We start from the raw sequence: 21,193 nt of genomic DNA, 5'->3' as shown, positions 1-21,193 counted from the left end.
CTCACAGGCGCCCTCCCCGCATCAGCACGCGGTTCTCGTAGTCGATGCGCAGCAGGATCGCCAGCCCCACGCAGTTGATCAGGACGCCGGAACCGCCATAGCTCATCAGCGGCAGGGTCAGGCCCTTGGTCGGCAGCAGGCCCAGGTTCACGCCCATGTTGATGAAGGTCTGCACGCCGAGCCAGATGCCGATGCCCTTCGCGGCCAGGCCGGCGAAGAACTGATCGAGGGCGATCGCCTGGCGGCCGATGTCGAAGGCGCGCTTGACCAGCCAGTAGAACAGTCCCAGCGTGACCAGCACCCCGGCCAGGCCCAGCTCTTCGCCGATCACGGCCATGATGAAGTCGGTGTGCGCCTCGGGCAGGTAGTGCAGCTTCTCGACGCTGTTGCCCAGGCCGACGCCGGCCAGCTCGCCGCGGCCGAAGGCGATCAGCGAGTGGGTCAGCTGGTAGGCCTTGTCGAGCGCATTGCCCTCTTCCCATGGGTCGAGGTAGGCGAACATGCGCGCGCGGCGGAACGGCGAGAGCGCGATGATCGAGGAGAACACCAGCACCAGGATGGCGCCGATGCCGCCGAACCAGATCATGTTGAAGCCGCCCAGGAACAGGATGCCCATGGCGATGCAGACGATCACGCCAAAGGCGCCGAGGTCGGGCTCGAGCAGCAGCAGCATGCCGACCACGCCGACCGCGAAGGCCATCGGCATGAAGCCCTTGGTCAGCTTGTGCATGAACTGCTGCTTGCGCACGGTGAAGTCGGCCGCGTACAGGACCACCACGATCTTCATCATCTCGGAAGGCTGCAGGTTGAACACCTTCAGCGACAGCCAGCGGCGCGCGCCGTTGACCGACACGCCGATGCCGGGCACCAGCACCAGCATCAGCAGGAACAGGGTGCCGACGAACATCAGCGGCGCGAAGCGCTGCCACACCGCGACCGGGATGCGGAAGGCGAACCAGGCCGCCGCGATCGAGACCGCGATGAAGCCGGCCTGGCGGTACAGGAAGTACTCGTGGCGGCCCTGCAGGTAGGAGAACTTGGGCGAGTCCGGCAGCGCGATCGACGCCGAATACACCATCACCATCCCGAACAGCATCAGGATCAGCACGACCCAGACCAGCGGCTGGTCGTAGTCCATCATCTTCGACGGGCGTGTGCGCTCGGCGATCGCCTCGCTTGGACTGGCCGTGCCGGAGAACTTGAAGGGGATCTGGAAGGCCATCAGATTTCCATTCCCTTGTCCAGGGCAATGTCGCGCACGGCGTCGACGAAGACCTGGGCGCGGTGCGCGTAATTGGTAAACATGTCGAGGCTGGCGCAGGCCGGGGACAGCAGCACGCAGTCGCCGGCACGGGCCAGGCCGGCGGCGCGGCGCACGGCCTGCGGCAGGTCGTCCAGGTCGAAGCACGGCACGCCCGAGGGTTCGAGCGCCGCCCGCACGGCCGGCGCATCCTTGCCGATCAACAGCACGGCGCGCACGTAGCGCGACACCGGCTCGGCCAAGGGTGCGAAGTCCTGGCCCTTGCCGTCGCCGCCGGCGATCAGGAGGATCTGCTGTTCCGGGTTGCCGAAGGCCTTGCCCAGGCCGGCCAATGCGGCGACCGTGGCGCCGACATTGGTGCCCTTGCTGTCGTCATAGAAATCGACGCCGTCTATGCTGGCGACCAGTTCCACGCGGTGCGGCTCGCCCGCGTACTCGCGCAGGCCGTGCAGCAGCGGCGCCAGCGGCAGGCCGGCGGCGCGGCACAGGGCCAGCGCGGCCAGCGCGTTCGCCGCATTGTGCAGGCCGCGGATCTTCAGCGCGTCGGCCGGCATCAGGCGATTGACCGTGATCTCGACCGGCTCAGGGACTTCGCCTTTCTTGAGCTTCTTCTCGCTTGCTTCGCCCGCGACGGCGGTTGCCAGCCACAGCACGCCGCGCTCGTTGACCAGGCCCATCGCGTTCGGCTCGTCGGGTTCGCCGGTGCCGAACGTAACTTGCTGCGCGCCCGCGGCGCCCATGCGCATCACGGTCGCGTCGTCGCGGTTCAGCACGCGGACGGTGTCGGCGCCGAAGATGCGCGCCTTATCAAGCGCATAGGCCGCCATGTCACCGTGCCAGTCGAGGTGGTCCTGGGAGATATTCAATACCGTGGCCGCGTCGGCGTTCAGGCTGGAGGTGGTGTGCAGCTGGAAGCTGGACAGTTCCAGCACCCAGGCCTGGGGCAGCTTGTCTTCGGCCAAGGCCTCGCGCAGCACGTCGAGCGCGGCCGGGCTGATGTTGCCGGCGACGCGGGTATCGAAACCGGCGCGGCGGCACAGCAGGCCGGTCAGGCTGGTGACGGTGGTCTTGCCGTTGGTGCCGGTGATCGCGATGACTTTCGGGCTATAGCCCTGCTCCGCCTTCAGCGCAGCCAGCGCCTGCGCGAACAGCTCGATCTCGCCCCACACGGGAATGTTCGCGGCCTGCGCGGCCGGACCGATCGCGGCCAGTTCGCGGTTCGGCGCCAGGCCCGGGCTGACGGCGACGAAGTCGACGCCGCCGAGCAGGCTTGCCGCGAAATCACCGGCGACGAACTCGGCGCTCGGGACCGCCTCGCGCAGCGCGGGCAGGCGCGCCGCGAGTTTGTCCGCGGCGCGCGTATCGGCCACGCGCACGCGCGCGCCGCAACGGGCCAGCCATTGCGCCATCGCGAGCCCGGATTCGCCGAGCCCCAGTACCAGTGCGAGTTTGCCTTCGTAGTTCATCGCGTCTTGTCGCCTAGCGCAGTTTGAGGGTGGACAGGCCGACGAGGACCAGGATCATCGTCACGATCCAGAAGCGGACCACGACCTTGGTCTCCTTCCAGCCCTTCTGTTCGAAATGGTGGTGCAGCGGCGCCATCAGGAAGACGCGGCGGCCGGCGCCGTAGCGCTTCTTGGTGTACTTGAACCAGCTCACCTGGATGATCACCGACAGGGTCTCGGCCACGAACACGCCGCCCATGATGAACAGCACGATTTCCTGGCGCACGATGACGGCGATCGTGCCGAGCGCGCCGCCCAGCGCCAGCGCGCCGACGTCGCCCATGAACATCTGCGCGGGATGCGCGTTATACCAGAGGAAGGCCAGGCCCGCGCCGGCCATCGCGCCGCAGAAGATCAGCAGTTCGCCGGCGCCTTCGATGTGCGGGATGAACAGGTACTTCGCATAGGTGACGTTGCCGGTCAGGTAGGCGATCAGGCCCAGGGCGCCGCCGACCATCACGGTCGGCATGATCGCCAGGCCGTCCAGGCCGTCGGTAAAGTTGACGGCGTTCGAGGTGCCGACGATCACGCAATAGGTCAGCGCGATGAAGCCCCACACGCCCAGCGGGTAGCTGATGGTCTTGAAGAAGGGGACGATCAGGTCGGCCTTCGGCGGCAGGGTCATCGAGAAGCCCGACTGCACCCATTCCCAGAACAGCTGCGCCACTTCCCACGGGGTCGGCGCCGACACCGAGAACGCCAGGTACAGCGAGGCGGCGATGCCGATCAGCGACATCCAGAAGTATTTTTCGCCCGAGCGCATGCCTTCCGGGTCCTGGTAGACCACCTTGCGGTAGTCGTCGACCCAGCCGACGGCGCCGAAGCCGAGCGTGACCACCAGCACCGGCCAGATCAGGCGGTTCGACAGGTCGCACCACAGCAAGGTCGAGATGGCGATCGAGATCAGGATCAGGATGCCGCCCATGGTCGGGGTGCCGTGCTTTTTCAGGTGGGTCTGCGGACCCTGGGTGCGCACCGCCTGGCCCACCTTCATTTCGGTGAGCTTGCGGATCACGGCCGGGCCGGTAAACAGGCCGAGCGCGATCGCGGTGATCGCGGCGGACACCGCACGGAAGGTGATGAAGTTAAAGATGCGCATCGGACCGATATAGTCCTGCAGGTATTGTGCAAGCCAGAGAAGCATAGTGTTAGTGGGCGTCCTTGCCAGTGTTTGTGGAACCAATCAGGTGATTGACCGCGCGCTCCATCTTCATGAAGCGCGAGCCCTTCACCAACACAGTTGCGTCAGAATTGCCGCCCAGTTGCTCGTCCAGTGCTGCCAATAATTCGTCAAACTGCTCGAAATGCCTTGCGCCGCTCGCCACCAGGTGGCGCGACAGCTCGCCCGTCGCCAGCACGGACTCGATGCCGCGTGCCTGCGCGTAGGCGCCAATCTCTTCGTGGAATTCTTTTCCTTGCGCCCCGACCTCGCCCATGTCGCCGACCACCAGGATGCGCGGCGACGGGTAGCTTGCCAGCACGTCGATCGCGGCACGCATCGAATCCGGGTTGGCGTTGTAGGTGTCGTCGATCACCAGCGCGCCATTGGCGGCCTGCTTGCCCTGCAGGCGTCCGCCGACCGGGGTGAAGGCTTCCAGGCCGCGCACGATGGTCGCCGGTTCGAGGCCGGCGGCGAGCGCGCAGGCGATCGCGGCGAGCGCGTTGCGCACGTTGTGCTCGCCGGCGGCGGCCAGTTTCACCTCGAACGCGCCGGCTGGGGAGGAGACTTTCAAATTGTTACCGAAGCCGGTGCCGGTGTAGCTGGCGCGCACGTCGCACGCGTCGCTCAGGCCGAACGTCAGGCTGCGGCAATGCCCAGCCAGGCCGCGCCACAGCGGCGTGTAGACGTCGTCGCCCGGATACACGGCGACGCCGTCGGCCGGCAATGCCGCGAAGACCGAGCCGTTCTCCTGCGCCACCGCTTCCACGGTGTGCATGAACTCCTGGTGCTCGCGCTGGGCGTTGTTGACCAGGCCGACCGTCGGCTGGGCGATGGCGGCCAGGCGGCCGATCTCGCCCGGATGGTTCATGCCCAGCTCCACCACGGCGGCGCGGTGTGCGGCGTCCAGGCGCATGAGCGTGAGCGGCACGCCGATCTCGTTGTTCAGGTTGCCCTGGGTCGCCAGGCGGCCGTCGTTGCCGAAGGCGGCGGCGAGGATGGCCGCGATCATTTCCTTGACCGTGGTCTTGCCGTTGCTGCCGGTGACGCCGATCAGGGGAATGCCGTACCGGCGGCGCCAGCTGTTCGCGATCTGGCCCAGGGCCGCCAGGGAATTCGGCACCACGATGGCCGGCAGGGTCCAACCCTGCGGCAGGCGCTCGGCCACGACGGCGGCCACGCCGCGCGCGGCGACCTGGTCGAGGAAGTCGTGGGCGTCGAAGGTGTCGCCGCGCAATGCGACGAACAGCGCGCCGGCCTGTGCCGTACGGCTGTCGGTCGAGACGCTGTCGAAGGCGGCATCAGCGGTCAGCTGGGAACCGGGCATCGAAGCGATCAGTTGTGCGAGCGAACCGCGCATGCTTAGTGTGTCCTCATCATGGTGAGCCGCGCGGTCAGGGCCAGCGCGGCGTGGTCTGCGTCGGAGAACGGCATCTTCTTGCCCTTGATCTCCTGGTAGGGTTCGTGGCCTTTACCGGCCAGCAGGATCACGTCCTGCTTGCCCGCGTGCTTGACCGCCCACAGGATGGCGGCGGCGCGGTCCTCGATCGCCTGGTGCTTCGCGCTCGGGTGGTCCTGGTCCATGCCGGCCAGGATCTGGGCGATGATCTCGCCCGGCTCCTCGCTGCGCGGATTGTCGCTGGTGACGATGACCTGGTCGGCCATCTGCGCGATCGCGCCCATCTGCGGACGCTTGCCCGGATCGCGGTCGCCGCCGCAGCCGAACACGCACCACACGGCGCCGCCGCGCTCGGTCGCCACCTGGCGCAGCGCGCCCAGGGTCTTTTCCAGCGCGTCCGGGGTATGGGCGTAGTCGATCACGACCATCGGCGCGTCCTGGCCGCCGATCTGCTGCATGCGGCCCGGCGCCGGCGCCAGGGCCTCCACCGCCTCCACTGCGCTCTTGAGCGGCACGCCCTTCGCCAGCAGCGTGCCCAGCACGGCCAGCGCATTGCTGATATTGAAGTGGCCGACCAGCTGGGTCTTCACGACCATGCTGGCGTCAAGCGCCTGCAGGGTGAACTCGGTGCCCACCGGGCGGCTGCGCTTGTGCGAGGCGCGCAGGATGGTGACGCCGCCGATGGCCGGCTGCTCGGCTTCGCTTCTCAGGGTGTAGCCGGTCACGGCCAGTTGCGGCTGGCTCGCGCGCAGGTGCGCGACCAGGCGCTGGCCGGCGGCGTCGTCCAGGTTCACCACCGCGTGCCGCAGCTCGGGCCAGGCGAACAGCTTGCGCTTGGCCGCCTCGTAGCTTTCCATGTCGCCGTGGAAGTCGAGGTGGTCGCGCGTCAGGTTGGTGAAGACGGCGACGTCGAAGTGCATGCCGGCGGTGCGGCCCAGTTCCAGGCCGATCGAGGACACCTCGATCGCGAGCGCGCGCGCGCCGGCCGCGCGCACGGCGGACAGGCGCGAGGCGAGCAGCACCGCGTCGGGCGTGGTGTAGCCGGTCTCGATGAACTCCGGCGCCGCGCCGCCCTTGTACATGCCGACGCCCAGGGTGCCGATCACGGCGCTGGTCTCGCCGAGTTTCGCGAGCGCCTGGCCGAGCCAGACCGAGATCGAGGTCTTGCCGTTGGTGCCGGTGACGCCGACGGTGAACATGTCGGCGTCGGGCTGGCCGAGGCAGGCGTGGGCGATGGTGCCGGCCTGGGGCTTCAGGTCGGGCACGGCCAGGTGCGGCACGTCCAGGCTGTCGTCCCAGGCGAAGTCGCGCGGATCGTAGACCACGGCGGCGGCGCCGGCATCGACGGCGGCCCGGATGAAGCGGCGGCCATCAAGGGTGTCGCCCGGGTAGGCGAAGAAGACGTCGCCCGGCGTGACCTGGCGCGAGTCGGAAACGAGTTTGCCGCCTGGTGCGGCGGCAACAACCCAATGGCAGATATCGTGGTGACGGGGTGCCATCACAAACTCTCCTCGAGTGGTTCGGCGGGAATGATGATGTCGGTGACCGACGAGTCGGGCGGCACGTTGTCGGCGCGTAGCGCGCTGGCGGCCAGGTCGGCGAAGGTCGGCGCCGCCACGCCGCCGCCGGTGTGGACGGCGCCGCGCGGGTCGTCGACCATCACCGCGATCACGAAGCGCGGCCGCGACATCGGCGCGATGCCGACGAACGAGCCGACGTAGCGGCTCTGCGAATAGCGGCCGTCGACCACCTTCTGCGCGGTGCCGGTCTTGCCGCCGACGCGGTAGCCGGCAACCTGGGCGCGCGAGGCCGTGCCCTGCGGGCTGACCACGGATTCGAGCATGGTGCGCACCTGGGCCGCGGTCTGCGGCGAGATGATCTGCTGGCCGGCCGGCTCCTCGTTCACCTTCACGAACGACAGCGGGATGATGTCGCCGTTGCGGGCGAAGACCATGTAGGAGCGCGCCATCTGCAGCAGCGAGACCGACAGGCCGTGGCCGAAGGCCATGTTCGCGTACTCGACCGGGCGCCATGACTTCCATGGGCGCACGCGGCCGGCGGCCGGGCCGGGGAAGCCGAAGCGCGGCGCCTGGCCGTAGCCGAGCTTGGTGTACAGCTCCCACATGTCCTGCGGCGGGATCATCTGCGAGATCTTGACCACGCCGACGTTCGACGACTTCTGGATGATGCCGCTGGTGGTCAGCATCGGCTTCGGGTGCGAGTCGCGCATGGTGCGCCCGCCGATGGTGATGCGGCCGGACCCGGTGTCGAACACGGTGTTCGGCGTGATCAGCTTCTTGTCCAGGCCGAGCGCCACGGTGAAGGGCTTGATGATCGAGCCCGGCTCGTAGGTGTCGGTAATGACGCGGTTGCGCAGCTGCTCGCCGGTCAGCTTGCGGCGATCGTTCGGGTTGTAGGTCGGGTAGTTGGCCAGCGCCAGCACTTCGCCGGTGTGCACGTCCAGCACCACGGCGGCGCCGGCGCTGGCGTTGAATTTCTCGACCGCGTTCTTGATGCTGTTGAAGGCGATGTACTGCAGCTTGCTGTCGACCGACAGGACCAGGTCCTTGCCGTCGTGCGGCTCGCGCAGGATGCCGAGGTCCTCGACCACGCGGCCCAGGCGGTCCTTGATCACGCGGCGGCTGCCCGGCGTGCCGACCAGCGACTTCTGCTGCGCCAGCTCCATGCCTTCCTGGCCCGCGTCCTCGACGTTGGTGAAGCCGACCAGGTGGGTCATGACTTCGCCCTGCGGGTAGAAGCGCTTGTATTCCTTGCGCGTGTCGATGCCGTTGATCTTGAGCTTCTCGATCTTGGCGATGACGTCCATCTCGACCTGGCGCTTCAGGTAGACGAAGGTGCGGTCGGAGTCGAGCTTCTTGCGCAGCTCCGATTCCGGCATCTCCAGCAGGCGCGCCAGCTCGGCGATCTTTTCCGGCGGCGAGGCCAGCACGTCCTCGGGCAGGGCCCACACCGCCTTCACCGGCAGCGAGGATGCCAGCACCTGGCCGTTGCGGTCCATGATCTTGCCGCGCGTGGCCGGCATTTCGAGCGTGCGCTCGTAGCGGTTCTTGCCCTGCTTTTGCAGGAACTCGTCGTCGATCACCTGGCGGTAGACGGCGGCCCCGGCCAGGGTCATGAAACCGGCGAACAGCATGAACAGCACCATGCGCGAGCGCCAGTCGGGCAGGCGCACGGCCAGCACCGGGCTTTTCGAGAAAGCCATGCCTTTCGCGGCCGCCACGCGGCCGGTGGTGAAGGACTTGTCGCGCTTCATTGCGCGCCCTCCGTCAGGTACTGGGTGCGGGCCGGCGTCAGCGGGGTCATGTTCAATTCGGTGCGCGCGATCTGTTCGATGCGTTCGTTCTTGCCGAGGGTGGACTGGTCCAGCTGCAGCTGGGCCCAGTCGATGTCGAGCTGGCGCGACTGCTGCTGCAGGCGTTCGAGTTCGATGAACAGGTGGCGCGCCTGGTAGCGCGCGTTCACCAGCGTCAGGCCGCAGGCGATCAGGCCGGCGGCCAGCGCGACATTGAGCTTGTTGCTCATCGGGCGCTGCCCTTCGCGACATCGGGCAGGCGCTCGGCCACGCGCAGCACCGCCGAGCGGGCGCGCGGATTGGCCTCGACTTCCTCGCCGCTGGGCTTGATCTTGGCGATCAGCTTCATCTGCGGCTGCGGCAGGTCGACGGCGCGGATCGGCAGCCGGCGGTCCGGCTGGGCGACCTTGGCTTTGCTGGCCAGGAACTGCTTGACGATGCGGTCTTCCAGCGAATGGAAGCTGATGATCGACATGCGCGCCCCCGGCGCCAGCAAGGCATAGGCGGCGTTCAATCCGGCCTCGAGGTCCTCAAGCTCTTGATTGATGTAAATCCGGATAGCCTGAAAGCTGCGGGTTGCCGGGTCTTTACCCTTTTCCCGAGTCTTGACCGCGTCTGCCACGATTGCGGCAAGCTGGCGTGTGCCTGAAATTGGTTCGATTGCCCGGCGAGCAACAATCGCCTTTGCAATCTGAAAAGCAAACCGTTCTTCCCCATAATCGCGTATTACCTTTTCCAAATGTTGTTCGGTGGCCGTCGCGATCCACTCGGCGGCCGAGATGCCACGGGTGGTGTCCATGCGCATGTCGAGCGGGCCGTCGTGACGGAAGCTGAAGCCGCGCGCGGCATCGTCGACCTGGGGCGAAGAGATGCCCAGGTCGAGCAGGATGCCGTCGACCTGGGCGACGCCGCGCGCGGCCATGGCGGAACCCATGGTGGCGAAGCTGTCGTGCACGATCGAGAAGCGCGGGTCGGAGATCTGTTCTGCGGTGGCGATCGCCTGGAGGTCCTTGTCGAACGCGACCAGGCGCCCTGCCGCGTTCAGGCGCGACAGGATCAGGCGGCTGTGGCCGCCGCGGCCGAAGGTGCCGTCTATATAGAGGCCATTCTTGCGCTCGCCTTCGTCGAGGTTAAGCGCGTCTACCGCTTCGTCAAGCAGCACCGTGCGATGCTGCAGATGTGGCACCGTATCGGGTGTGGTCATCGGTGCCTCAGAAAGAGAAGTTGGAAAGGACATCCGGCATGCCGCCGGCAACCGCCTCGGCCTCGTCCTGGGCCAGTTTGGCGGCGTCCCAGATTTCGAAGTGGGTGCCCATGCCGAGCATCATCACTTCCTTTTCCAGCCCGACGGCGGAGCGCAGTTCGGGGGAAATTAGGATGCGGCCGGCGCTGTCGACCTCGACATCGCAGGCGTTACCGAGGAAAATGCGCTGCCATGCGCGAGCGGACATCGGCCAGGCGGCGATCTGGTCGCGGTGGGTTTCCCAGACAGGACGGGGGAACAGCAGCAGGCAGCCGTGCGGGTGGCGGGTCAAGGTCAGGCGCCCTTCGCACTGAAGTGCAAGGGCGTCACGGTGCTTTGCCGGGATAGACATCCGGCCTTTCGCATCGAGATTGATCGCAGACGCGCCTTGAAACACGTAGGTACCTAGTTTGGAGAGTTATTAGTCTAGTTGTTTTGCGCGCCGGGAGACCCTGACATCTCCCACAAAACTGCACTTTTTCACACCGTTTCCCACTTTAGAGGAAGCGTTGTTGCTGGTCAAGCGAATTCCGTGAGGAAACTTTCCGATTTTGCCAATGAAACCAAGGACTTAGCGCGCTTCCCTCAAGCAGTGTCAAGACAAAATCTCCCGCAAAATGAAGCACTTAGCTAAAACATTGCAAGTGCTACCTCATCTAGACAAGCTGTCTTTACGATTTGACACAACGCAAAAATAGGCTGAACTGGACGTCGCCCTGCAACACCGCCGGGCGCGCACAACAGTCGAGCCGGAAATTGCGGATTCATGCGCCCCGGGTTAGGATTGCTCATCGCCCGGCAAGTAGGGGCGCCGACGCTGGCGCCGTCGGGCGGCATGAAGGAGAACCGCCGTGAGCATCACCCTTGCCCGCACCCGCGCCGTCTACGACCTGCTCGACGTCCAGGACGCCCTCGAGCGCAGCCGCGGGCGCTCGCCGGAACTCGACGCGTTCTACGAACGCATGCTCGAGACCGGGCCCGAGCGCTTCGTCACCACCCCTTCTTCCATCGACACCCTCGATGCCCTGCGCGAGGACTGTCCCAACTTCGACGAAGTCCTGGACGACCTGGCGCGCTACCTGCGCCTGGCCCACGCCGGCAACCGCGGCTTCAACGTGATGCCGATCCTGCTGCTGGGCGGCCCGGGCGTGGGCAAGACCCACTTCGCACGGCGCCTGGCCAAGGCCATGGGCACCGAGTTCGAGCTGATCAGCATGAACGCCCTGTCGGCCGGCTTCGTCATCACCGGCAGCTCGGCCAGCTGGCGCGGCGCCAAGTGCGGCAAGGTCGCCGAACGCCTGGTGCGCGGCCAGTTCGCCAACCCGGTGGTGGTGCTCGACGAAGTCGAAAAGGCGACCGGCTCCTCGCAGTCCGATCCGCTGGCCGCCCTGTATCAACTGCTGGAACCGGAAACCGCGCGCGCCTTCCGCGACGAATTCATCGACGTCGAGATCGACGCCAGCCAGATCTGCTGGGTCCTGACCGCCAACTCCACCAAGGGCATCCCCGCGCCGCTGCTGAACCGGATGGCCGTGTACGAGGTGCCGGCGCCGACGCCCGAGCAGGCGGCCGGCATCGCCCAGCGCATGTATGCGACGCTGCTGCGGGAACTGAACCTGAACGGCTTCGACGAGCGCCTGGCCGACGCGGTGCTCGACAGGCTGGCGCCGGTCTCGCCGCGCGACCTGCGCAAGACCCTGCTCGACAGCCTGGGCTATGCGGTGGCCGGCGGGCGCAGCCACGTCACGCTCGAGGACGTGCGGATCAAGACGACGCCGGGCAAGGGGCGGATCGGGTTTTAACAACGACGGCGAGCAGCCAGTCCCCGCGCGCAGGGATTCGCCGGGCGCCTGTAGAATCATTGCTCCAACGTCCCACGCGAAACTCCATGACCGACTACGCCATCACGCCGCCCGCCCTTCCCTCGCTCGCCATCTTCGGCAGCAGCGCCCGTTTCCCGATCCGCCGCGTGTTCTGCGTCGGCCGCAACTACGCCGCGCATGCGCGCGAAATGGGGAGCGACCCGAACCGCGAGCCGCCCTTCTTCTTCATGAAGCCGGCCGACGCCGTGGTCGCGGCCGAAGGCGCGCTAGCCTACCCGCCCGCGACCGAGGACCTGCACCACGAGATCGAGCTGGTGGTGGCGCTGCGTTCGGGCGGCGCCGACATCCCGGCCGACGAGGCGCTGGCGAAGGTCTGGGGCTACGGCGTCGGCCTGGACCTGACGCGGCGCGACCTGCAAGCGGCGGCCAAGGAACACGGCCGCCCATGGGACATGGCCAAGGGCTTCGACGCCTCGGCGCCGTGCTCGCCGCTGCGCCCGGTGAGCAGCTTCGGCCACCCGTCGGAAGACGCCTGCATCCGCATGACGGTGAACGGCGAGGTGCGCCAGGAGGGCGCGCTGGACGAGATGATCTGGCCGGTCGCGGACATCATCAGCCATTTGTCGCGCCTGGTGACGCTGGCGCCGGGAGACCTGATCTTCACGGGGACGCCGGCCGGCGTGGGCGCCCTGAAACCGGGCGACCGCGTGCACGGCGAGGTCGCAGGGGTCGACGAGTTCGATCTCGAGATTGTTGAGAAGTAAGCGTCGAGAAGTAAGCCTCGAGAAGTAAGCCTCGCATGACCTCTCAGCCCGGTGCCGGGCGGCGTGCCCGCAACGCCGCCAGGAACTGCTCCGGCTGCGCCACGCTTACCAGCAGCGAGGGACCGATCCGCGCCGGCAGGTAGACCACCTGGTTGCGGTCGGTCAGCAGGGCAAATACCTGTTTCTCGTTCGGCGCGTTGAAGCGCCCGGCGGCATAGCCGGGCATGTGGATGCCGTTCCTGCGCACGCCCAGGCGCGCTTCGTGGATGGAACCGTAGCTGCCGATGCGCGCGCCGTCCAGGTTGAAGTCGGACAGCGGCCGGTCGTGTTCGTAGAAGTGGGCGGCGCGCAGCAGGATCTTGCCGTCGGCAAGCTCCAGCGCGTTGTCGTGCACCGAATAGGCCAGCGTGGCCGTGAATGGCACGATCAGGACCGCCGCCAGCAGCACGTTCTTCATGCTCACCGCCAGGCCGTCGCGCCGGATCACCAGCAGCGGCGCGGCGCAGGCCAGGAAGGTAATCGCCGCCATGGTCCAGAACACGCCGCTGCCTACTGGCGCAATTTCAAACTGCATCGTCTCGCTCCATCCTTAAGTTGTCCGGTTCAATGTTCGGCCCATCCCTTCGCATGCGCGACCGCGCGCGTCCAGCGCGCCATCAGGGCGGCGCGGCGCTCGAGGGGCATGCCGGGTTCGAATCGGCGCTCGGCGCGCCAGAGCGCGGCGATCTCCTCGCGCGAGGTCCAGAAACCGGTCGCCAGGCCGGCCAGGTAGGCGGCGCCCAGCGCCGTCGTTTCCGTCACCTTCGGCCGCACCACCGGCACGCCGAGCAGGTCGGCCTGGAACTGCATCAGGAGGTCGTTGCGGGCCGCGCCGCCGTCGGCGCGCACCTCGGTCACCGGACAGGCGGCGTCCTTCTGCATGGCCTCGAGCAGTTCCGCACTCTGGTAGGCGATCGCTTCCAGCGCCGCGCGCGCGATGTGGGCGGCGGTGGTCCCGCGCGTCATGCCAACGATGGTGCCGCGCGCATACGGGTCCCAGTGCGGCGCACCCAGGCCGACAAAGGCCGGCACCAGCATCACGCCGCCGCTGTCGGTCACCGACATCGCCAGCGGCTCGACCTCCTTCGACTGCCTGATGATGCCGAGTCCGTCGCGCAGCCACTGCACGGTGGCGCCGCCCATGAAGACGCTGCCCTCGATCATGTAGTCGACCCGGCCGTCGACCTTCCAGCCGATGGTCGCCAGCAGGCGGTTGCGCGAAACCGGCGGCACGTAGCCGGCATGCATCAGCATGAAGCAGCCGGTGCCATAGGTATTCTTGACCATGCCTTTGTCGTAGCAGGCCTGTCCAAAAGTCGCGGCCTGCTGGTCGCCGGCGATGCCGGTCACCGGAATCGCGCGGCCGAACCATTCTTCGTGCGCCTGCCCTACTTCGCCGGAACTCTTCACCACCTCGGGCAGCATCGCCGCGGGAATGCCGAACAGGTCGAGCAGGGCCGGATCCCAGCGCAACGTGTGGATGTTGTAGAGCATGGTGCGCGAGGCGTTGCTGACGTCGGTGACGTGGCGCCCGCAGAGCTTATAGACGAGCCAGCTGTCGACGGTGCCGAAGCACAGCTCGACGCGCTCGGCGCGCGCGCGGGCGCCGGGCACGTTTTCGAGCAGCCAGGCCAGCTTGGTCGCGGAAAAATAGGCGTCGAGTTCGAGCCCGGTGCTGCGCCCGACCAGGTGCGCCTTGCCCTCGGCGCGCAGGCGGTCGCAGGCGCCGGCGGTGCGGCGGTCCTGCCAGACGATCGCGCGGGCGATCGGTTCGCCGGTCGCGCGGTCCCACACGATGGTGCTTTCGCGCTGGTTGGCGATGCCGATGGCGGCGACCTGCCCGGCCTTGATGCCGGCCTGTTTCACCACCTGGCGCGCGCAGGCGAGCTGGCTGGTCCAGATATCGAGGGCATCGTGCTCGACCCAGCCGGGCTGGGGGAAATGCTGGGGAAACTCCTGCTGGGCGCAGGCCGCCACCTGGCCCTGGCGGTCAAACAGGATCGCGCGCGAACTGGTCGTTCCCTGGTCGAGGGCGAGGATGTATTGGGGCATCGATGTCTCCGGAAGAAGCCAGCATGCTTCGTTCCGGATTGTAGCCCAAGAGCGCCCGATATCCTCCCAAAGGGCGCCTGGCGACACTCCCAGGGGCTGCCCCGTACCCCTGTTCCTGCGGCAGCACGCGCACTAGCACGCCGGCGAGCGCAGCGAAAAATGGCCCAGGAACAGGGAACCGATCAGGGATGAGAGTGCCGTTATCAGGAAGAAACCACTGGATGCCATGACGCCGTAGGTAGGCTCCAGGTGAAACAGGCCGACGCCGAACAGAAAGCTCGCCTCCCGTATGCCAAGGCCGCCGACACTGAGCGGCAGTACGGCCGCGATCGACGACACCAGGAACAGGAAACCATAGGCCAGGTAATGCGCCCCGGGCGCGCCCAGGTAGGCAAGCAGCATCCCCATGCAGGTCAACTGCAGGCATTGCACCCCGATGCCGAGCCCGAACACGGCGGCCAGCCCCCGCCGGTCAAGCTTGACCAGCCACCGATGCCCGCCGACGAACACCGCGATCACCGCGGCCAGCGATGCCAGCGACGACGCGATGACGGCCGGCGTTTTCCAGGGCAGCGCCAGCAAGGGCGTCAACAGGCACAGGATCGCCAACAGGACCAGGATGCCGCTGACACGGTCCGCCAGGGTGGTCGCGATCAAGGCGCGCAGCGGCAAGGCATGGCTGCGGTGCAGCACCAGGATCTTGTAGGCATCGCCACCGATCCCGCCCGGCAGGAACAGGTTCAGGAACATGCCTGCGTAATACAAACGCAGGTTTTCCCGCTCGCCCAGATGCACGCCCGCATGGCGCTGGTAGATATTCAGGCGCAGCGCGCTGACGATTTTCGACAGATTGAAGGCGACGAAGGCGGCGACCAGCAGCGGCGCCCGTTGCGGATGATAGGCCAGGTTTTTCACCTGGCCGAAGTCGAGATGGCGAAAGACGACAACGACCAGGCAGGCCGATACCAGCACCTGCAACACCATTTTCAGCTTCTTGCCGACATGCCTAGACACCGGAGATTTTCTTGATCTGATAGGGCTTCTTGTTCTGCGATTCGTAATACGTCCGCATGATCAGGTCCGCCACGAAGCCGGTGGTGATCAGCTGGATGCCCGCCACCGTCAGCAACAGGCCAAGGAACAGCAGCGGCCGTCCGGCGCTTTGTTCCCCCATGAGCTTCTCGAACAGCACATAGGCATTCAGGACACAGCCCGTGAAAAACGCGACGATCCCGGCGGTGCCGAACAGGTGCATGGGACGCTGGCCATAGTTGCGGATGAACATCATGAGCATCAGGTCGCTGACCACTTTCAGGGTGCGATTGATGCCGTACTTGGACACGCCGGCATGGCGCGCATGGTGCCGCACCTCCATCTCCGTCATCCTGGCGCCATACATCGTGGCCAGTACCGGCACATAGCGGTGCAGTTCGCCGTACAGTCCCAGGTTCTTGGCGACGTCGCGCTTGAACAGCTTCAGGGTGCAGCCGTAATCGCTGATATGGACGCCGGTCGCGCGCCGGATCAGCCAATTGGCCAGCTTGCTCGGCAGCTTGCGCAGCAGGAAGCCGTCCTTGCGCCTGGCGCGGATGCCGGCGACGACGTCCCAGTCGCCTTCGCGCATGCGTTCCATCATGCGCGGGATGTCGTAGGGATCGTTTTGCAGGTCGCCATCGAGCATGACGATCAGCTCGCCATTCGCGGCATCGATGCCGGCCGCCATGGCCGTGGTCTGGCCGTAGTTACGGCTCAATACCAGGACGCGGGTATGCGGCGTGGCAAAGCGTTCGATTTCCGCCACGGTGGCATCGAGCGAGCCGTCGTCCACGAAGATGATCTCATGCTCGACGCCGGCCAGCGCCTCCGCGATACGCGCAATCAGGGGCTGGATATTGCCCGCCTCGTTCATGACCGGAATAACGACCGACAAAAGCATTTACGCATCCTTTAGCGAGACAAGCGCATATTCCACCGCGATGGCGCCCTGTCGATCCTGCGGTGTGCCGATTTCGAGCCGTCCGCGCTGACGGATCACGCCGGCGGGATAGGCGTCGAGAAAGCGGTCGAAGCCATTGTCCGGCTGGCCGACTGGGGCGATCAACAGCAGCTCGCCACGCAGCGCAGGCCGGCTTTGCAACACCTTGGGCAGCAGCACCACTGTCCATGCCGGATGATGCAGGTACAGGTTCCCGGCCACCGTCAGGTCGTTTGCGACCACGGTGGTCGCCTGGGGAAAGCGCAGCATCAGTTGGGCCGACAATGCGCCGAACGGTGCCCGCGTGTCCTTGTCGAGATAGGCGCGTCCCAGCATGCCCGCCAGGATGAGGATGGCGCACAAGCCCGCCGCCCACAGGATGGTGCGACGCACGGTGCGGCGCGCGAGCGCGGGGAAGATGAGGAGGAAGGCCAGCGGCAACAGGAACAGGACCGGCTGCATCCAGCGGCTCTTGATCCTGGCCAGCTCGCCGCTGAGCACCAGCGCGGCGATGCAGGCAAACGCCGCGAGGTAGAACCAGAGAATGAACCGGGCCGCAGGACTATCGAGATGCGCCCTCGCCTGGCCACGGTGCCGCCACCAGATCCAGCCGTACACGATCCAGGGCGGCGTGGCAAACAGCAGCGTCGCGCCGACCAGGTTGCCGAAACCACGCGCCACGCTGCTGGCGTAGTCCCCGCCACGGCCCTGCATTTTCTCCAGCGTGGCGCCCGTTGCGGCATCCAGGTGGTGAAACAACCACAGACCGTGCGGCGCCAGGGACAGCGCCGCCACGGCCAGCGTCAGCCAGGCGTCGCGGGTCCATACCGCCCGCCGGTGCTCACGCACCATCAGGCTGGCCGCAAGCAGCCCCAACGCAAATAGCGCGAAGTTGTACTTCGACTGCAGGCCAAGCCCGATCAGCAGGCCGAGGAGCGCATGGCGCCATCTGTTGCGCTGCCGGAGCAGGCCGGCATAGCACCAGAGCGCGAGCGCCGCCATGCAGGTCGCCAGCACCGAATGCGTCAGGTCGCGCTGCGATTCCCAGCCCAGTTGCGGGAACAGGATGAGCGAGGCGGCGGCAATGATGGCCGCGTTCATGCCGATGAGCGACCTGGCCGTGTGGAACATCGCCAGGTAGGTGCAGAACAGCAGCAGGTTCTTCTGGAACGAGAGGGCAAGGAGATTGATGCCGAAGACGGAAAACGTGAGCCATTGCAGCCAGAAGTACAGCGGCGGCTGGTTGCCGTAGCCCGGCTGCAGGTGCTGGAAGCTCAGGACCGCTTCCGATTCGTCCAGGTCGAGCACGGCGGGCGAGGTCACGCGCAGCAGAACCTGCAGCAGGAAATAAGCTGCAAGCACCAGGAGAAAACGCCTGCCTGCGCGCTGTTCGCACGCCGCCTCGACAGGCGCGTCTTGCATGGCCAGTAGCATGGCTAGCCTGCCTGGCCCTGGGCCATCCAGGCGACCAGCCAGGCGCGGAACTGGCGCAGCCCCTCCTGGAGCGGGGTCGCCGGGGCGAAGCCGACCCAGTCGCGCAGCTTGCCGGTATCGGCACAGGTCATCGGCACGTCGCCCGGCTGCATCGGCAGGAAGCGGATCCTGGCCTTGACCCCGACCGCCTGCTCCAGGGCCGCAATGAAATCCAGCACCCGGACCGGCTGGTGATTACCGATGTTGAATACCGTGTGCGGCGCGGCGCCGGTGTCCGGGTGAGCGACCAGGTGAGCGCCCGGGTGAGCGCCCGGATGAGCGGCCAATTCCCCGGGCGGTTTTGCCAGCACGCGGACGATCCCTTCGACGATGTCGTCGATATAGGTAAAGTCTCTTTCCAGTTCGCCTTGCGCGAAGACCGGAATCGTCTCGCCCTTGAGCATTTTCTGCGCGAAGCTGAAATACGCCATGTCCGGACGGCCCCAGGGTCCGTAGACAGTGAAGAAGCGCAGGCCGCTCGCCGGCAGTCCGTACAGGTGGCTATAGGAATGCGCCATCGCCTCGTTCGCCTTCTTGGTCGCCGCATAGAACGACAGCGGCGCATCGGTCCTGTCGCTTTCGCGGAAGGGCGGCGTCAAGCTCGCTCCGTAGACGCTGCTGCTGCTCGCATAGACCAGGTGGCGTGGCCGGCACTGGCGGCAGGCCTCCAGGATGTTGGCAAAGGCCACCAGGTTCGATTGCACGTAGGCGGCAGGGTTGTCGATCGAATAGCGCACGCCGGCCTGCGCGGCCAGGTGCACGACATACGCGGGCCGGACGCGTTCGAACAGGCGCTCGACCTGGCGCGCATCGGCCAGCTCCACGGCTTCGCAGCGTATGTCGTGCGGCGCCAGCAAGGCCTTAATGCGCCCATGTTTCAAGTCAAGCGGGTAATACGCGCTGAAGTTGTCGCATGCCGCCACCCGCATGCCCATGCGCGCCAGGCGCGCTGCCAGGAAACTCCCGATAAAACCGGCTGCGCCGGTGACCAGGACAGGGGCATTGGCCGGGATCATTGCTGCCCCACCGGCACAGGCCTGCCGATACCGTGGTAGGCCAGTCCGAACGAGTCGACGAATTCCGGATCGTAGAGATTTCTGCCGTCAAAAATCGCCCGGTGCCGCAGCGTGGCGGCCAGGAAGCCGAAGTCCGGCGAGCGAAACTCCTTCCACTCCGTCGCAATGGCCAGCACGTCGGCGCCTTCGACGGCCGCCGCCGCCGAATTCACCATCCCGAGCAGTTCCCGGCAACGGGCTTCGCCATGCTCCCTGAGCAGCACGCCTTGCGCCGCACTGGCGGCGACCGGATCGTAGGCCTGGACGCGGCAATTCGCCGCAAACAGTTTCCGTATCAGCGCCAGACTGGGCGCGCCGCGCACGTCGTCGGTGTTCGGTTTGAACGCCAAGCCCCATAGCGCGACGGTTTTACCTGCCAGCCGATCGATGCCGTCGAAGAACGCGGCGATCTTCTTGAACAGGATATCCTTTTGCGATGCATTCACCGCTTCGATGGCATCCAGGATGCGCAGTTGCTGGCCATGGTCGGCCGAGGTTTTCAACAGTGCCCGGACATCCTTGGGAAAGCAGGAGCCGCCGTAGCCCACGCCGGCATAGAGAAAGTCCGGGCCGATGCGCGGATCGGAGCCGATGCCGCGCCTTACCTGCTCGATATCGGCGCCCAGGCTTTCCGCCAGGTTGGCCAGTTCGTTCATGAAGCTGATGCGCGTGGCCAGCATGGCGTTGGCGCCGTATTTCGTCAGCTCGGCGCTGCGCACATCCATTTCGACCAGCTTTTCATGGTTGCGGCTGAACGGCGCGTAAAGATGGCGCATGATCCTGGTTGCCCGCGGATTGTCGCTGCCGACGACGATCCGGTCCGGGCGCATGAAATCCTCGATCGCCGCGCCTTCCTTCAGGAACTCGGGATTGCTGACGACCGAAAAATCGATGGACACGCCGCGTGCGCCGAGTTCGCCGGCGACGACCCTGTTCACCTGGTCGGCGGTACCGACGGGCGCGGTCGATTTGTTGACCAGGATGGCCGGCCGCTGCATGCGCTGGCCGATGCTGCGCGCCGCGGACAGCACGTGGGTGAGATCGGCCCTGCCCTCTTCGTCCGGCGGCGTGCCCACGCACAGGAAGATGACGTCGGCGTGGGCCACCGCTTCGTCGTAGTCGGCGGTGAACGTCATCCTGCCGGCCGCCTTGTTGCGCGCCACCAGGGCATCGAGGCCAGGCTCGAAGATCGGCAGCCGGCCGGCATTGAGCATGTCGATCTTTCGTTCGTCGACGTCGAGACAGAGCACGGTGTTGCCCACGTCCGCAAAGCAGGCGCCCGAGACCAGCCCGACATAACCTGTACCAATCACTGTTATCTTCATATGGTGTGCGAACCAGACCAATGGACAACAAAACATGAACAACCGGGGAGAAGGATGGCCTGCTCCACGCCGGTTGTGCCCTTGCCGCGATACTGTCGATGATGTAAGGCTGGTGTTGATGCGAGACGAATGCGGACCAGGGACCACAGCTGCCACGTGATCCAGGTCAAGCAGCACCGGCGGCTGGACGAGCCCGCGATGGCTGCCCGTGCCGAACTGGCCGCGCCGACCTGGCCGCCATGGCGACCCCGCGCCCGGCAGTGCAACCTCTGCCGTCTTTACGGCTCAGTGCTCAGATCGTTGGTGGAGGCGGAAGTTCCTGATGCGGCAGGAGAATGCCGCGAGATGTCGTCCTGCGCTTGCTGGCGCGCAGGAGAAAAGAATAAAGTGCAAAGCAGGCCGATAGGCCGGATTCTGTGTAGTGGTCTCCCTTGCGGGACGCCCCTATGACAGCCATTCCTCTAGGCGCCGAATTACTCCGGCGCTCAAGCTTCCTACCCGCACGCTCCGCGAGCAACATCAACGCGTGCCTATTTGGAATTGCTCCAGGTGGAGGTTACCGCGTTTCACCGTAACTGAATACGCTCGTCTCTGTGGCCCTATTCCTCGCCTTATACCCCCGGCTTGCGCCGGAAGGCTTTCGGCGGACGGCCGTTAACCGTCACCCCGCTCTGTGGAGTCCGGACCTTCCTCCCGCCGGCGCCTTGCGGCGCCAGCCAGCGACTGTCTGGCCTGCTTCACGGCATCATTGTACCTGATGGCGGATGGCCCTCCTAGTCGGCGTGGCGGATGCGGTACATCGCGCAC

Annotated in this window: 18 protein-coding genes and 1 other RNA gene; 2 read left to right on the top strand and 17 right to left on the bottom strand. The window is 66.4% G+C overall.

What is annotated here, in order from left to right:
- Nucleotide 1: 1 nt before the first annotated feature.
- From ftsW to mraZ, 9 genes are read right to left on the bottom strand one after another with little or no spacing between them, the layout of a single operon-like run.
- Entirely contained in the window at nt 2-1,222 is a 1,221-nt protein-coding gene (ftsW, locus tag ACFOPH_RS23265; protein ID WP_312547797.1) for a putative lipid II flippase FtsW, read from the bottom strand.
- Nucleotides 1,222-2,727 (bottom strand): UDP-N-acetylmuramoyl-L-alanine--D-glutamate ligase, encoded by a 1,506-nt coding sequence (gene murD / locus ACFOPH_RS23260; protein ID WP_379737477.1) that lies wholly within the window; start codon nt 2,725-2,727, stop codon nt 1,222-1,224. Before murD ends, ftsW begins: the two co-directional genes overlap by 1 nt.
- A gap of 13 nt (nt 2,728-2,740) precedes the next feature.
- Complete coding sequence (mraY, locus tag ACFOPH_RS23255; RefSeq protein ID WP_312547799.1) at nt 2,741-3,910, bottom strand: phospho-N-acetylmuramoyl-pentapeptide-transferase; 1,170 nt, start codon at nt 3,908-3,910, stop codon at nt 2,741-2,743.
- A gap of 4 nt (nt 3,911-3,914) precedes the next feature.
- On the bottom strand, nt 3,915-5,285 hold the full coding sequence (locus ACFOPH_RS23250) for a UDP-N-acetylmuramoyl-tripeptide--D-alanyl-D-alanine ligase (RefSeq protein WP_379737475.1): 1,371 nt from the start codon (nt 5,283-5,285) through the stop codon (nt 3,915-3,917).
- A 2-nt stretch (nt 5,286-5,287) separates the two neighbouring features.
- Nucleotides 5,288-6,823, bottom strand: coding sequence for a UDP-N-acetylmuramoyl-L-alanyl-D-glutamate--2,6-diaminopimelate ligase (locus tag ACFOPH_RS23245; protein ID WP_379737990.1), 1,536 nt, complete (start codon nt 6,821-6,823; stop codon nt 5,288-5,290).
- Nucleotides 6,823-8,598 carry a peptidoglycan D,D-transpeptidase FtsI family protein gene (locus tag ACFOPH_RS23240; protein ID WP_379737473.1) on the bottom strand — a complete coding sequence of 592 codons (1,776 nt, stop codon included), beginning with the start codon at nt 8,596-8,598 and terminating at the stop codon, nt 6,823-6,825. Before ACFOPH_RS23240 ends, ACFOPH_RS23245 begins: the two co-directional genes overlap by 1 nt.
- Nucleotides 8,595-8,867 (bottom strand): cell division protein FtsL, encoded by a 273-nt coding sequence (gene ftsL / locus ACFOPH_RS23235; RefSeq protein WP_312547805.1) that lies wholly within the window; start codon nt 8,865-8,867, stop codon nt 8,595-8,597. Before ftsL ends, ACFOPH_RS23240 begins: the two co-directional genes overlap by 4 nt.
- Complete coding sequence (gene rsmH / locus ACFOPH_RS23230) at nt 8,864-9,841, bottom strand: 16S rRNA (cytosine(1402)-N(4))-methyltransferase RsmH (RefSeq protein ID WP_312547806.1); 978 nt, start codon at nt 9,839-9,841, stop codon at nt 8,864-8,866. The genes ftsL and rsmH overlap by 4 nt, the downstream gene beginning before the upstream one ends.
- Nucleotides 9,842-9,848: 7 nt before the next feature.
- Nucleotides 9,849-10,277 (bottom strand): division/cell wall cluster transcriptional repressor MraZ, encoded by a 429-nt coding sequence (gene mraZ, locus ACFOPH_RS23225; protein WP_379737471.1) that lies wholly within the window; start codon nt 10,275-10,277, stop codon nt 9,849-9,851.
- A gap of 454 nt (nt 10,278-10,731) precedes the next feature.
- Here mraZ and ACFOPH_RS23220 point away from each other — a divergent pair, with 454 nt between their 5' ends.
- Together ACFOPH_RS23220 and ACFOPH_RS23215 are read left to right on the top strand one after the other, a co-directional pair.
- Nucleotides 10,732-11,682: an AAA family ATPase gene (locus tag ACFOPH_RS23220; RefSeq protein ID WP_312547810.1), complete on the top strand. Its 951-nt coding sequence runs from the start codon at nt 10,732-10,734 to the stop codon at nt 11,680-11,682.
- Between the two features lie 86 nt (nt 11,683-11,768).
- Nucleotides 11,769-12,467: a fumarylacetoacetate hydrolase family protein gene (locus ACFOPH_RS23215; protein ID WP_379737468.1), complete on the top strand. Its 699-nt coding sequence runs from the start codon at nt 11,769-11,771 to the stop codon at nt 12,465-12,467.
- A gap of 43 nt (nt 12,468-12,510) precedes the next feature.
- On the opposite strand, the gene ACFOPH_RS23210 is transcribed toward ACFOPH_RS23215, so the two are convergent.
- The 8 genes from ACFOPH_RS23210 to rnpB form a co-directional block, all read right to left on the bottom strand.
- Complete coding sequence (locus tag ACFOPH_RS23210; RefSeq protein ID WP_312547813.1) at nt 12,511-13,041, bottom strand: PH domain-containing protein; 531 nt, start codon at nt 13,039-13,041, stop codon at nt 12,511-12,513.
- A 29-nt stretch (nt 13,042-13,070) separates the two neighbouring features.
- Nucleotides 13,071-14,558, bottom strand: a complete 1,488-nt coding sequence (gene glpK / locus ACFOPH_RS23205) for a glycerol kinase GlpK (RefSeq protein WP_379737466.1) — start codon at nt 14,556-14,558, stop codon at nt 13,071-13,073.
- Nucleotides 14,559-14,690: 132 nt separating this feature from the next.
- The gene (locus ACFOPH_RS23200) at nt 14,691-15,542 is read right to left on the bottom strand and encodes a lysylphosphatidylglycerol synthase transmembrane domain-containing protein (protein ID WP_379737464.1); all 852 of its coding nucleotides are present in this window, start codon (nt 15,540-15,542) and stop codon (nt 14,691-14,693) included.
- A gap of 22 nt (nt 15,543-15,564) precedes the next feature.
- Complete coding sequence (locus ACFOPH_RS23195; protein ID WP_379737462.1) at nt 15,565-16,494, bottom strand: glycosyltransferase family 2 protein; 930 nt, start codon at nt 16,492-16,494, stop codon at nt 15,565-15,567.
- Nucleotides 16,495-17,967, bottom strand: coding sequence for an ArnT family glycosyltransferase (locus ACFOPH_RS23190; protein WP_379737460.1), 1,473 nt, complete (start codon nt 17,965-17,967; stop codon nt 16,495-16,497).
- Nucleotides 17,968-17,969: 2 nt separating this feature from the next.
- A complete protein-coding gene (locus ACFOPH_RS23185) occupies nt 17,970-19,022 on the bottom strand; it encodes an NAD-dependent epimerase/dehydratase family protein (protein WP_379737458.1) in 1,053 nt (350 codons plus the stop codon).
- Complete coding sequence (locus ACFOPH_RS23180; RefSeq protein WP_312547846.1) at nt 19,019-20,386, bottom strand: UDP-glucose dehydrogenase family protein; 1,368 nt, start codon at nt 20,384-20,386, stop codon at nt 19,019-19,021. Before ACFOPH_RS23180 ends, ACFOPH_RS23185 begins: the two co-directional genes overlap by 4 nt.
- 387 nt (nt 20,387-20,773) lie before the next feature.
- Nucleotides 20,774-21,125, bottom strand: an RNA gene (gene rnpB, locus ACFOPH_RS23175) — RNase P RNA component class A.
- Nucleotides 21,126-21,193: the final 68 nt, after the last annotated feature.

Source organism: Massilia haematophila, assembly GCF_042647645.1.
Lineage (GTDB): Bacteria > Pseudomonadota > Gammaproteobacteria > Burkholderiales > Burkholderiaceae_D > Telluria > Telluria haematophila.
This window is presented reverse-complemented; position numbering and strand designations above follow the sequence as displayed.

Excerpts from the sequence above, each read along its gene's own strand:
- ftsW (WP_312547797.1), bottom strand. The coding sequence starts at position 1,222 with ATGGCCTTCCAGATCCCCTTCAAGTTCTCCGGCACGGCCAGTCCAAGC.
- murD (WP_379737477.1), bottom strand. The coding sequence starts at position 2,727 with ATGAACTACGAAGGCAAACTCGCACTGGTACTGGGGCTCGGCGAATCC.
- mraY (WP_312547799.1), bottom strand. The coding sequence starts at position 3,910 with ATGCTTCTCTGGCTTGCACAATACCTGCAGGACTATATCGGTCCGATG.
- ACFOPH_RS23250 (WP_379737475.1), bottom strand. The coding sequence starts at position 5,285 with ATGCGCGGTTCGCTCGCACAACTGATCGCTTCGATGCCCGGTTCCCAG.
- ACFOPH_RS23245 (WP_379737990.1), bottom strand. The coding sequence starts at position 6,823 with ATGGCACCCCGTCACCACGATATCTGCCATTGGGTTGTTGCCGCCGCA.
- ACFOPH_RS23240 (WP_379737473.1), bottom strand. The coding sequence starts at position 8,598 with ATGAAGCGCGACAAGTCCTTCACCACCGGCCGCGTGGCGGCCGCGAAA.
- ftsL (WP_312547805.1), bottom strand. The coding sequence starts at position 8,867 with ATGAGCAACAAGCTCAATGTCGCGCTGGCCGCCGGCCTGATCGCCTGC.
- rsmH (WP_312547806.1), bottom strand. The coding sequence starts at position 9,841 with ATGACCACACCCGATACGGTGCCACATCTGCAGCATCGCACGGTGCTG.
- ACFOPH_RS23215 (WP_379737468.1), top strand. The coding sequence starts at position 11,769 with ATGACCGACTACGCCATCACGCCGCCCGCCCTTCCCTCGCTCGCCATC.
- ACFOPH_RS23210 (WP_312547813.1), bottom strand. The coding sequence starts at position 13,041 with ATGCAGTTTGAAATTGCGCCAGTAGGCAGCGGCGTGTTCTGGACCATG.
- glpK (WP_379737466.1), bottom strand. The coding sequence starts at position 14,558 with ATGCCCCAATACATCCTCGCCCTCGACCAGGGAACGACCAGTTCGCGC.
- ACFOPH_RS23200 (WP_379737464.1), bottom strand. The coding sequence starts at position 15,542 with ATGGTGTTGCAGGTGCTGGTATCGGCCTGCCTGGTCGTTGTCGTCTTT.
- ACFOPH_RS23195 (WP_379737462.1), bottom strand. The coding sequence starts at position 16,494 with ATGCTTTTGTCGGTCGTTATTCCGGTCATGAACGAGGCGGGCAATATC.
- ACFOPH_RS23190 (WP_379737460.1), bottom strand. The coding sequence starts at position 17,967 with ATGCTACTGGCCATGCAAGACGCGCCTGTCGAGGCGGCGTGCGAACAG.
- ACFOPH_RS23185 (WP_379737458.1), bottom strand. The coding sequence starts at position 19,022 with ATGATCCCGGCCAATGCCCCTGTCCTGGTCACCGGCGCAGCCGGTTTT.
- ACFOPH_RS23180 (WP_312547846.1), bottom strand. The coding sequence starts at position 20,386 with ATGAAGATAACAGTGATTGGTACAGGTTATGTCGGGCTGGTCTCGGGC.